This window comes from Sedimentibacter acidaminivorans, from assembly GCF_017873955.1.
GTDB classification, from domain to species: domain Bacteria; phylum Bacillota; class Clostridia; order Tissierellales; family Sedimentibacteraceae; genus Sedimentibacter; species Sedimentibacter acidaminivorans.
Map to the genome: position 1 here is coordinate 514904 of NZ_JAGGKS010000001.1, position 10396 is coordinate 525299.

22 protein-coding genes are annotated in these 10396 nt (G+C 31.2%); 4 read left to right on the forward strand and 18 right to left on the reverse strand.

The features are described from left to right. Nucleotides 1-30 precede the first annotated feature (30 nt). The 13 genes from J2Z76_RS02335 to J2Z76_RS02395 all read right to left on the reverse strand — a co-directional run bounded on the left by J2Z76_RS02335 (nt 31) and on the right by J2Z76_RS02395 (nt 6730). On the reverse strand, nt 31-771 hold the full coding sequence (locus tag J2Z76_RS02335; protein WP_209510367.1) for an MBL fold metallo-hydrolase: 741 nt from the start codon (nt 769-771) through the stop codon (nt 31-33). Next, nucleotides 771-1520 (reverse strand): phage recombination protein Bet, encoded by a 750-nt coding sequence (bet, locus tag J2Z76_RS02340; RefSeq protein WP_245210271.1) that lies wholly within the window; start codon nt 1518-1520, stop codon nt 771-773. Before bet ends, J2Z76_RS02335 begins: the two co-directional genes overlap by 1 nt. Then, nucleotides 1521-1685 (reverse strand): hypothetical protein, encoded by a 165-nt coding sequence (locus J2Z76_RS02345; RefSeq protein ID WP_209510368.1) that lies wholly within the window; start codon nt 1683-1685, stop codon nt 1521-1523. Further along, on the reverse strand, nt 1686-1985 hold the full coding sequence (locus tag J2Z76_RS02350; RefSeq protein WP_209510369.1) for a hypothetical protein: 300 nt from the start codon (nt 1983-1985) through the stop codon (nt 1686-1688). Between the two features lie 3 nt (nt 1986-1988). Further along, on the reverse strand, nt 1989-3962 hold the full coding sequence (locus J2Z76_RS02355; RefSeq protein WP_209510370.1) for an AAA family ATPase: 1974 nt from the start codon (nt 3960-3962) through the stop codon (nt 1989-1991). Nucleotides 3963-3970: 8 nt separating this feature from the next. Then, nucleotides 3971-4279, reverse strand: coding sequence for a hypothetical protein (locus J2Z76_RS02360; protein ID WP_209510371.1), 309 nt, complete (start codon nt 4277-4279; stop codon nt 3971-3973). A 29-nt stretch (nt 4280-4308) separates the two neighbouring features. After that, the gene (locus tag J2Z76_RS02365; RefSeq protein ID WP_209510372.1) at nt 4309-4767 is read right to left on the reverse strand and encodes a hypothetical protein; all 459 of its coding nucleotides are present in this window, start codon (nt 4765-4767) and stop codon (nt 4309-4311) included. A 128-nt stretch (nt 4768-4895) separates the two neighbouring features. Continuing rightward, a complete protein-coding gene (locus J2Z76_RS02370) occupies nt 4896-5105 on the reverse strand; it encodes a hypothetical protein (RefSeq protein WP_209510373.1) in 210 nt (69 codons plus the stop codon). Next, nucleotides 5102-5293, reverse strand: coding sequence for a hypothetical protein (locus J2Z76_RS02375; protein WP_209510374.1), 192 nt, complete (start codon nt 5291-5293; stop codon nt 5102-5104). Before J2Z76_RS02375 ends, J2Z76_RS02370 begins: the two co-directional genes overlap by 4 nt. Next, the gene (locus J2Z76_RS02380; RefSeq protein WP_209510375.1) at nt 5290-5652 is read right to left on the reverse strand and encodes a hypothetical protein; all 363 of its coding nucleotides are present in this window, start codon (nt 5650-5652) and stop codon (nt 5290-5292) included. Before J2Z76_RS02380 ends, J2Z76_RS02375 begins: the two co-directional genes overlap by 4 nt. Before the next feature lie 12 nt (nt 5653-5664). After that, nucleotides 5665-5973, reverse strand: coding sequence for a hypothetical protein (locus J2Z76_RS02385; protein WP_209510376.1), 309 nt, complete (start codon nt 5971-5973; stop codon nt 5665-5667). Further along, nucleotides 5966-6532, reverse strand: a complete 567-nt coding sequence (locus J2Z76_RS02390; RefSeq protein ID WP_209510377.1) for a 3D domain-containing protein — start codon at nt 6530-6532, stop codon at nt 5966-5968. The genes J2Z76_RS02385 and J2Z76_RS02390 overlap by 8 nt, the downstream gene beginning before the upstream one ends. Continuing rightward, a complete protein-coding gene (locus J2Z76_RS02395) occupies nt 6533-6730 on the reverse strand; it encodes a hypothetical protein (protein WP_209510378.1) in 198 nt (65 codons plus the stop codon). It lies immediately after the preceding gene. Nucleotides 6731-6802: 72 nt separating this feature from the next. Between J2Z76_RS02395 and J2Z76_RS02400 the strand changes: the two genes are divergently transcribed. Then, nucleotides 6803-7012, forward strand: coding sequence for a hypothetical protein (locus tag J2Z76_RS02400; RefSeq protein WP_209510379.1), 210 nt, complete (start codon nt 6803-6805; stop codon nt 7010-7012). Here J2Z76_RS02400 and J2Z76_RS02405 read toward each other — a convergent pair. From J2Z76_RS02405 to J2Z76_RS02420, 4 genes are all read right to left on the reverse strand, one after another. Then, nucleotides 6999-7193 carry a hypothetical protein gene (locus J2Z76_RS02405; RefSeq protein WP_209510380.1) on the reverse strand — a complete coding sequence of 65 codons (195 nt, stop codon included), beginning with the start codon at nt 7191-7193 and terminating at the stop codon, nt 6999-7001. The genes J2Z76_RS02400 and J2Z76_RS02405 overlap by 14 nt on opposite strands. Nucleotides 7194-7273: 80 nt before the next feature. Next, the gene (locus J2Z76_RS02410) at nt 7274-7447 is read right to left on the reverse strand and encodes a hypothetical protein (RefSeq protein ID WP_209510381.1); all 174 of its coding nucleotides are present in this window, start codon (nt 7445-7447) and stop codon (nt 7274-7276) included. A gap of 14 nt (nt 7448-7461) precedes the next feature. After that, complete coding sequence (locus J2Z76_RS02415) at nt 7462-7647, reverse strand: hypothetical protein (protein ID WP_209510382.1); 186 nt, start codon at nt 7645-7647, stop codon at nt 7462-7464. A gap of 33 nt (nt 7648-7680) precedes the next feature. Beyond that, entirely contained in the window at nt 7681-7845 is a 165-nt protein-coding gene (locus J2Z76_RS02420) for a hypothetical protein (RefSeq protein ID WP_209510383.1), read from the reverse strand. 118 nt (nt 7846-7963) lie between these two features. On the opposite strand from J2Z76_RS02420, the gene J2Z76_RS02425 reads away from it, so the two are divergent. After that, the gene (locus J2Z76_RS02425; protein WP_209510384.1) at nt 7964-8338 is read left to right on the forward strand and encodes a helix-turn-helix domain-containing protein; all 375 of its coding nucleotides are present in this window, start codon (nt 7964-7966) and stop codon (nt 8336-8338) included. Here the strand turns inward: J2Z76_RS02425 and J2Z76_RS02430 are convergent. Further along, nucleotides 8335-8478: a hypothetical protein gene (locus J2Z76_RS02430; protein WP_209510385.1), complete on the reverse strand. Its 144-nt coding sequence runs from the start codon at nt 8476-8478 to the stop codon at nt 8335-8337. The two genes, J2Z76_RS02425 and J2Z76_RS02430, sit on opposite strands and share 4 nt — an antisense overlap. A gap of 232 nt (nt 8479-8710) precedes the next feature. On the opposite strand from J2Z76_RS02430, the gene J2Z76_RS02435 reads away from it, so the two are divergent. Together J2Z76_RS02435 and J2Z76_RS02440 are read left to right on the forward strand one after the other, a co-directional pair. Then, nucleotides 8711-9022 carry a helix-turn-helix domain-containing protein gene (locus J2Z76_RS02435; protein ID WP_209510386.1) on the forward strand — a complete coding sequence of 104 codons (312 nt, stop codon included), beginning with the start codon at nt 8711-8713 and terminating at the stop codon, nt 9020-9022. A gap of 190 nt (nt 9023-9212) precedes the next feature. Continuing rightward, nucleotides 9213-10259 carry a tyrosine-type recombinase/integrase gene (locus J2Z76_RS02440; protein ID WP_209510387.1) on the forward strand — a complete coding sequence of 349 codons (1047 nt, stop codon included), beginning with the start codon at nt 9213-9215 and terminating at the stop codon, nt 10257-10259. Nucleotides 10260-10396: the final 137 nt, after the last annotated feature.

The window sequence follows — 10396 nt, forward strand, 5'->3', positions numbered from 1 at the left end:
TCTGAACAGTTTTCAAAACATATGAACCTCCTAAAATTCATATAAATCAAAATCAATTTCTAATCCTTTATCAGCAATATATACCGGTCTTTTCATCCAATCGCTAATTGTGTTTTTGAATTCCTCTGCATTACTGTTTGCATTACTAAGATGCAGCAACACTATGTCTCTTACCTCTACAAATTCATTTGCTGTAAAGAAGTCTTTAACATCCTCTAATTCAAAATGCGACTGCATAATCCTGTCTTTCAATTTCTCTAGTTGATTATTTTGCTTTAGAATTTCCTTTGAGTAGTTACATTCAACCATTACATGATGTATGTCGAACTCGTTGAAGTTGCAAGGAATGTAATATGTGTCCGTGGCAAATAATATCGCTCCACATTCAAAATGCGTTATAATGAACCCTAGTGGCTCTAGTGCGTCATGCTTTACTCCAAAGGGAACTACTATAAAATTACCAATACGATAATATCCTGATTCCCTCAAATTATGATTTCTTAAAATATTTATACCTGGTTCAACAGCTTTCAAAGTTCCTGCTGACATATAAAGAGGTACACCCAACATGCCTAATTCATGTACATGCTTACTATGGTCCTTGTGCTCATGAGTCACCAAACACCCAATAACATTTCTAAAATCAAAATTCAAAGCCTTTTTTATTTCTTTTAAATCGACACCACACTCTATAATAAGAGTTTCACCTATTGATGATTGGAGAAGATAGCAGTTTCCACTGCTACCACTCCCTAATACTTTAAGTTTCATTAAAAGTCCGGTTCCTCATCGGGATCTATTATCTGTGCGTCCTGAATATCTTGTACTGGTGGCTTGTCTTCCTTTACCCTTAAAGTTTTTCTGTTAGCCTCTTGTTTAATTTCATTTTTAACTTTATCTTCAATTGGAGTAGCATCTTCAAAGTTCATTTCTTCCTCAACATACATTCCTCCCAAATTAGAAGGAAATGCTTCTCGTAAGGCTTGTACTATTGCAACCTTGCGAATCATTGTTTTTGGGATTGATAGCCATGTCGATTTACCTTTGTTATATTCGTCAAAATTTACCTTAGCTATAATAGGATGTTTTCTATCTTTCCTATAGACTTCACACCATCCACCAAGAAGCATGTCAGTTTTCAAACAAAAACTTCCTTCTACCTCAACAACTTCACCATCTCTAGCAAGAATAAGTCCTGCTTTGTATCCATCATATTGCTCGTGAATTTCAGCTCTTTTTTCAAAAGCTGCTCTTCCTATAATTTGGTCAGCTGGCTTATCTCCAAATTTTACAAGGTAAGCCTCTCCAATGAATGGATTTAATTTCTGATATTTACACATATTCATAAACAGAATAGCTTCTTGCCCCGTTATTGCGACATTTCCTTTTGTAAGATAATCTCTAACAGCATTAGGAGTAAGGGTTATTTCTTCACCGTTTGCTTGATATGTATAAGTCATTTCTGCTTTTTCTTTAGTTAATACCTCGTTTTTAATTGTTTCATTTTTAGCTTGTGTCATTTATAATTCCTCCTTAGTTTTACAACTTAATATTTGATCTTTGTGTCTTTTCAAAATATTCAAAATGTATTCTGCCGTATCGTTGCCACCATCTAAAATACTAGAAATCATATTAAAATTATCTTTGAAATCTGTTATAGCTTTGTCTATTTTCTTTTCAGACATTTATAATTCCTCCATAATCTGATTTATTTTTACAATTGTCATTCCTATAGTATCTATAAGATTGTCTTTAATTTCTCGCATCAACTCTTCGTATTCGTCTTTTATATGGTTGCAATTCGCTTTTCTTGCCACATCATCCGCTATGTATGGTCCGTCAACAAAAACTTCGCTTATAGATACATTAATATCTTTGTCCTTAATTAAATCCTGCTGAAAATCGTCTAAATGTTCTTTAAGCGTTTGAAGCTGCTCATACCTAGTAACTTTATTACTCAAATACTCATAATTTTTATTATCCATCTATTAAACCTCCACTCTCAGAACTTTATCCTGGCTTACTATCAAATTAATTACTTGGCTATCTGTATTTATTAGCTTATTAACAGCCTCACGATTATCTACAAATATTGGAGCTGTGATGTTATAGTGAGTTGTCAAAGTGTTTATAATGTCCATTCCAGCATTAATTTTAGCAGCATTATTTGCGTCCTGGAATGGTACCCCTTTAATAAGAGTATCGCAACATTCAACCAGTGCTCCATTGATTTGTTCATTAAACATTTTGAAATTAACCTGGCTGAATTTCTCATTGATTCTTGACTCCAACATATCAACTTTTGTACGGATGAACTGCTCTGCCAGGTACTCTTGACCTTCAAGGTCCATAACTTTATTAGCGATATCTCTTTGACTTTCCTCTAGTTGTTCAATACGCTTTTGAGTATCTGCTATGACTTGTTTATTGTTTAGAATTTTATTAATTTCTGAAATCCTGTTATTACAGTTCTGTTTTTTGTTAATCAAATCACTTGCGTCTATTTCGCTTGTTTCATTGTTTTCCAGTTCTTCTTCAAGTGTTTTTATTTCGGCTTCTAAAGCAATATAATTTTCGTCTGACTTATAATCAACTTGACAGCTTTTTGTTTTTTCCTGTTCAATCTGATTTGTTATTATTTCTAAATTTACAACAAGTTCATTTAGTTTTATTTGATTACTTTCATTTTCAGTCTCATATACTTCATTAGACTTTTTCAAACTATCAATATATTTTTTCCCCGATTTGCCCTTAAAGTTTATATTTTCTAATCTGGATTTTTTATCAGCATTAAAATTAATTTCTAATATTTCAATTTGCTTATCTATATTGTCGTCGGGAAGCTGCTGCTTACATGTAGGGCAAACAAAATCATTTTTATCTGGAATTTCAAAACCTGCTTTTGTAATTTCATTAAATTCAACTCTTAATTCTGCAAGTTCTTTTTCTTTTTTCTTAATAAGAGTTTCATTAAACACAATAGATTCTTCATTGCTCTTAATTCTGCTCTCTAATCCTTTTATTTGATTTTCAAAATCCATTTTCTTATATCTTAAATCATCAATAGCTTTGTATAATTTTCTAACAATGTCTGTTTCTAATTTATTGAGTTCATTTCTCTTTCCGGCAATAATGGATTGTTTTTTCTTGAAACTGTTCATAAGGTCCATAGCTATTTTTCTTTGGTCCGTAAGGTCCTTCTCCAAGTTGCCTACGATTATCTGCAGATCACTTTTTTCCTGCTCTAAAGCCTTATAGTCAACATCTGCATCTAAAGTAGGAATACCTCTGCTCAGTTCGTCTATCCTAATTGGTATAGATTTCAATTCATCATTGAACCTTTTCTTTTGTCCGGCAATCATGGCTTTAAATTCATCAAGAGTTTTATCCTGAAGCAACACAGAAAGTCTTTTAATTTTTTCATTGCTATCAATAATGTCTTGGTCACTAAAATCTCCTACTATCTCCATGATAACTTCTCTTCTTTTTTTCCAATCTAAATTCAAGTTGAAATGTAAAGGATTAGAAATAAGTTTAAATTTATCTTCATCAATCAAAGAATTAATTTTACTTTGATACTCATTTTTCTTTACTGGTACCTCGTTGATCCAGTAGTTAGTTTCATGGCCACTAAATATTTTCTCTGCAGATCCACGTTGCTTAACCCACTTTTCGGTAAAAACTTTTCTAAGATTTAATATTTTGCCATCAATCGTCAAGTCACCTTCTACTGAATGCTCCAGGCCATGAAGAGCTTCACCATCTTTAGCCAGTGTTTTTATATTAAAATCTTTTTTATTCGAACTATCCTTATCAAATAATAGCCAATTAAAAGCGTCAAATATAGTTGTTTTTCCTGTAGCATTTTCGCCATATATATTAGTTGTTTGCTTGAAATCTATTTCTAAATTCTTAATGCCTTTGAAGTTATTTATCTTTAGTTTTTGTAATTTAATTTCCATTGTTCCTCCTATTTTTCTTTAAATTTCTTGCATATCCTCGCACAATTACCATCAACATTGCGCTTCATATTATCAATATCTAAGCAATCTCCTAGTACGTCTTTAGGGAAATAACTTATACAATCTCTACATTTAACCTGAATACCCTTTTTAACTGTTACAGAGTCCTCTGTCTTTACTAGCTGTTTTTCTTTGCCATTCTTGATAACTACTAATTTAGCAAGGCAAAGGCAATTAATTTGCGTATGTTTGTTTATGTGATGCTCCATTCCACATTCAGGACAGTGCAGTTTAGTTATATTTTTATTTTTAGCCATCTTTACACCTCGTATATTCTCTGTTATACTTAACTAAGCATTTCTTTTAGTCCTTTATTGGACTCGACCGTTTCTGTTCCCGCAGAGCGGTCATTATTTTGTTTCCAAGGTGGTAATTTCTTGTCATTTCTATATCCAGTTACTGCCCTGTGATTTACATATAATCTTTTAGCAATCTCTTTATCAGATAACCCTTGCAAGTACAACCAATTAAAACGTTCATCTAAAGTTTCTGTAACTGTCTTTCCACCTCTTAATTTTAGATATAGATCTCTGTTTTTATTTCTTTTTTCTTTTAATTCTTCAGGCAATTTCTTTTCAGGTGGGACAGTTCCACCTACATATGCATCTATATACTCTCTACATGCCTTTTCTCGTTTTTTCGCCTCTTGCATGTCAGCCCAGGCAAAGCAATTAGGAATTTTTTCTTTTAAAATTTTACATTTGGTACCTTTGTCAAAAGCACACGTGCTGCAGTTTCTTTCCATGTTTCTTCCCTCCTAACTTTATTTTTACGTTACGATCCATCTTCCATTGACACCAGGGACAAATTAGTTATTTTCATTTATGTACTTGCTTGTGTCCCATTTCAGATTACATATAGTACATACAACTTTCAGCTTGTCCACCTCCCTCCTGTAGAAACTTTCAACAGTTCAGAAAACCCCTGCAGTGTTTCAATTAAATCTGGTATATCAGAAATTTTCATTCTAACTACTTCTGTCCTTATACAACATGGCAATGTTAAAATGAATTCATCTTTGCTTACATTAGAGTTATGAAAACATTCAATCGTTTCTGTTTCGTTTTTAGCTGTTACTTTCATTTGGTAGCCTCCGATTCTGCATTAAGTTTATCTGCGATACTCTGTGCTGTCTCTTTGCTTTCAATATATCCACCAGCCATTTCACGATTTCCAGAGTGGTCAACCTCATTAATATTTCTTATACGATAAACACCGTACATTTTCTCGCCACAGACTGTATTTGTTGTTACTTTCCACTTACTTTTCATTTAACTTCCTTCAACTCCTCTTCCAAATAATTCAGATTTCTGCATTCCCTATTTAGTGTCTGCTTTAAAAATTTCAAATATAATTCTTTTACGCTTTTCTCTTCTTCCTGAGTTTCTTTACTTATGAAAAAGTCTTGTAATCTTTCAAACTCTGTTTGAGTTATCTCGCCAAAACCATATCCCGTCTGTGCATCTTCATAGGTTTCATATTCGCATTTTAATTTGTCTAATTTTTGTTTGCGTCGTTCTATTTCTTTGCTTACAGGTTTTTCGCATTTTTTTATTAAACTTTCTAAATCTTTTATATAAAGCTTAGTGATAGCTAGTTCAATCTTTGTGTCATTAACTTGTTTTGCCATCAATTTTACCTCCTAGTCTTCATAAAATGTACAGCCATCTGTTTGCGGATTTATACTACTAATATTAAATTTTAAGCATGTGTTTTCTGAATCAATACAGTTGCAATCTTTGCAATTTCTAAAATATTCTTGCTTTTCTAAAGCTTGGATTGCTAATAAATAATACTTATCTCTATTTTCATAAATTGACGAACTATAATTAATATTGTTATTTCCGATTACTTTTTTCATCTCTATTTCTTTTTTAAAATCGTTTAATACAATAAGATTTTTCTCTTTTGAATTTTTAAAATGTCTTATTGCTTTTTCAACATCACTCATTTTTTGACCCCTCCAATACATAAACTTTAGCTTGTACAACACCCGCATCTAGCGCAGAAGAGTGACTGTCCATGTAAACATCTAACCTATTACCTTTGATAGCTCCACCTTTGTCCTCTACTGTCCTAAATCCAATACCTTCTATAAATATTTCTGTTCCAGGCGGTAACACTTCCCAATCTGCTGCTACTGTTTGTCCCTCTTTTGCTAATGTTCCACTTGCAGTAATTCCGTCTGTCTTGCCGCAACATTTCACGCATGGACAGTAATATGTAATTGTAAATTCGCCGATGTATGTTTCTTTTGGATCTTTCCTCACTTCATTTTCCAATTTTTCAATATACTCTTTTTCTAACTTGTCCCAAAATTTGTAGGATTCAATTTCACTATTTAGGTAATAAATCTTATGGTTTAAAACGCTGTTTTCTTTAGCAAATACATTTCTTTCTGATTCTAGCTCTGACATTTGAGCCTGTCCCTCTAGTCCGTAGACCAGGTGCATTAACATGCTTGCCGTTAATAGTATTATTAGAGTAAATCTTTGTTTTTTTAGATTCAATTAATCTACCTCCCTTAGCTCAATTTCTTCTTTCCCAAGTTCAATAAATTTTGAAATTACTGCATTTTTGCTCAATCCTGTCTTGTTAGATAACTCATCAATTAAGTTATAATCGTCTTCATAAACTCTAACGACCTTTGTTCCACGCTTTGCTATTTCTTTTTCTTTTCTAACATAAAATATTAATTTGCCTGCCATAGGTCTTTCCTCCTGTTTGTTTTTACATATTTTGGTTTTTGTGCTATAATCGACCTCAAGGGAGGTGATTATATGACTAATGATGTTACTAAGAAATTTTGCCCTTTAATTAAAGAAAGCTGCCGAACTGATTGCATGTATTTAACTATGATAACGAAAGAGAACTTCGAATGCGCTCTTATTTATCATATCAAAGACATTGGACTTGCTGTTGGCGGTATAGACTCTCATTTAAAAGAACTATTAGATCCTGCCTACATAGAGTTTCTTAAGGGCGAATAATAACTTCATTTGTTATCTTAAACTTGACTACTCTAAGTATTGTCTCTACTTCTGAGTAGCTTGTTTTTGAATTTAATAGAAGTTCCACGATTTTATCTGCTGTACTTTCAGCTATTTCTATTCTTTCATCTTCCATTGTTTTCACCTTCTTTCTTAGTTCTATTTTTAATTTTTGTTGCATATCATGTAGGTTAAGGGTTTGTCCTAATTAAAGTGTTTTTAAAAAGTGCAATTGCACTTTATTTGGCGTTTGTATTAAATTTAATGTAAAACAATATTGTCTTTACTAACATAAGTAACTGTAGCTTCATCGCCATTTCCGTCCTTGATTTTTACATTACAGCGATCAATTAATGTAACTTCTAATGTTTCTCTGTGAAAGTTTTCGTCAATCCACTTAAAAATATAAAACTGCTCTATTGTGTTTGCTTTCATTTTTAAACCACCTTTCAAAAATACTTTTTAAAAAATTCATCTGTCTTATTTAGATCCACTCTATACGCTCTTTTACTAACTCTTTGACATGGAAAATTTTTGTGGTGTATTAATGTATAAGCTAGTGTTTTACTTAAGTCGTAGTGTTCTATAAAACTCATTACGGTTACCCAGTTTTCCTGTGATTTTTCTTTTGCCATGTATTTCACCCACTTTCTTTTGATTTTTACGTACTAAGCTGTTTCTTTTTCTGTTGTATTTTCTTTCTCGCTTGTCAACAACATTTGCATTGCTAAATAAAATCCTTGGAACTTAAGTTTTTGTTCATCTGTCATGTCTTTAAAGTCTATGTAAATTTCAGATGTATCTATTAATGCTCTTTCTTTTATGTCTGCCATGTTTTTTCACCTCTTTTCTTGACTTATTCACATTATATTATGAATAAGTCATATTGTCAATATTTTTTCTTGACTTATTCAAGTTTTTTTTATATAATAATTTCGAGGTGAAAAACGTATGGCTTTTAGAGACCAGATTAAAAAAATAATGGAAGTTAGAAATTTAAAACAAGTTGAATTTGCGACTCTTATTAAAGTAGATCAATCGTATATTTCTAAAATTCTATCTAAAAAGCAAGATTTTGTTCCAAGTGATAGACTGATAGATGATATATGTACAACTTTTAAAGTAAGAGAAGAGTGGTTGCGTACTGGAGAGGGTGAAATGGTTGCTGATCTAGGAGATAAACGTTCAGAGTTGATTAGTAATTTGTTAGGAACTAAAGATGAATTTTTAATAAATATGTTTAGTGGCATTGCTAGAATGACAGTTGAAGAAAGAGAAATATTAAAAAAAGCAGCTAAAATCATAAAAGAAAGCAATATCTTTTAACGGATATTGCTTTCTTCATATTTTAGTACGTATAATTTAAGTGAAGATTTTAAGATTTTAATAGTTTCTCGTTCTTGAATGGCTTCAATCATATCATGAAGTTCTTTCTTTTCTTTTTCAAAACTTTCCGTATCCCCCATGCCGTCACCTCATTATGTATTATTAGAACGTTCGTTCGATTTATTTACATTATATACCTATTAAATAACTTTGTCAATAATATTAAATATTTTGTCGAAACGTGTTCATGTATCTATTGTAATACTCTACATGATTAATGTCAATCTTAAATAAAATCTTGAAGTATATTTAGTTGTATATATAAATTATATATATTATACTTTAAGGTGTAATGATATAGGGGCGTGTGACATGGATAATATATTTGGTGATAGATTGAAAAAGTTAAGAGCAGACAAACGATTACTACAGAAACAAGTTGCACAAGACTTAAATATTACTGTACAGAGATATTCTAGTTATGAAAATAATTCTAGACTGCCAGAGATAAAAATGCTTGTAAAAATTGCTAAATATTACAATGTGTCCCTTGACTATTTACTAGGACTTGAAAACAGAACATATCTAGACAAATTGAGTTTACAAGATCAAATTAAAGAATTAAAAAATGAGTTTAACAATCGAATGAATAAACTTGAAGAATATATTAATGATACTAAGTAGTCAATAGGCTGCTTTTTTTATTGCATAAAACGAATCAATGGTCTATAATATAAAAAAAACCACGCTACTGTTTTATAAGGAACAAGTTGCGTGGAAAAATCTAAAGGATTTTAATTTATGTACAAATAGATTATATCAAATCTTCCTTTAGATTGCAATAAAACTTTGTAATAGAAAGGATGTTTTTATTATGGCTAAACAAAAGAAAAGATCAGATGGTAGGTATTGCAAAAACGTAACTATTGGCAGAAACACAAATGGGACTTTAAAAAGAAAGATGATCTACGCAAATACACAAAAGGAACTGGATCTCAAAGTAGCAGAATTAACTTTGCAAGTGGATAAAGGTGTTATTATTGATGACAAAGGAATGACAGTTTACAAATGGTCCATAGATTGGTTAAAGGTATACAAAGGCGACCTTGACGATAATACACAGCATAACTATCAATGTACTATTAATAAGTATATTCAACCTAATTTTGAGCATATAAAACTAAAAGAACTGAAGCAAGCTCAGGTTAAAGCTGTTCTTAATCAAATCAAGTATGTTACTGCATCGAAAATGTTTTTATCGACTATGATTCAAATGCTAGACAAGGCGGTTGAAAATGACTATGTGTCTAAAAATGTTGCAATAGGATTAACTTCAAAAAAATATTATAAAAAATCAAAAGAACCTTTAACAAACGAACAAATTAATATTATTAAAAACACTCCTCATGAAATTCAAAAATTATGCTTAATGCTTATTTATAGTGGATTGCGTATTGACGAGTTGATAAATCTGACATGGTCCAATGTTGATATGAAGAAAAAATATTTGAGCGTAATTGAAGACGATGAAAAGAATGTTAAGACTGAAGCTGGTATTAGAAATATCCCAATAGTTCAACCGCTATTAGATATTTTGAAAGAATTAGATACTAAAAATATTAAAACAATAGATTCCTCAAAAGACTATATTTTTAAATATAAAAGCACGAAATATACAATGAGAAGATTAAGTTATTTAAGGTATAAATATTGTGATATATGTGATTTTGATTTTACTTACCACCAATGCCGACACACTTATGCGAGTATGCTTTATTATGCCGGTGTAAGAGTTAAAGAAGCACAAGAATGGTTAGGTCATGCCAGTTCTAGTATGACGATGGACATATATACGCACTTGCAAGAAAAAGACAAACTAACTTCTGCAAATAAAATTGACGAATATTTAAAAACAATATGACAACAATTTGACAACACTATATAAATATTTAAAGAACTAATGGAAATTAAAGAACTACTATTTTCAGCGCTCCCAAGTGATATTGTTTAAATTCAAATGTAATAAAAAGCATAAAAAAACTTTATGTAAAGTTTATA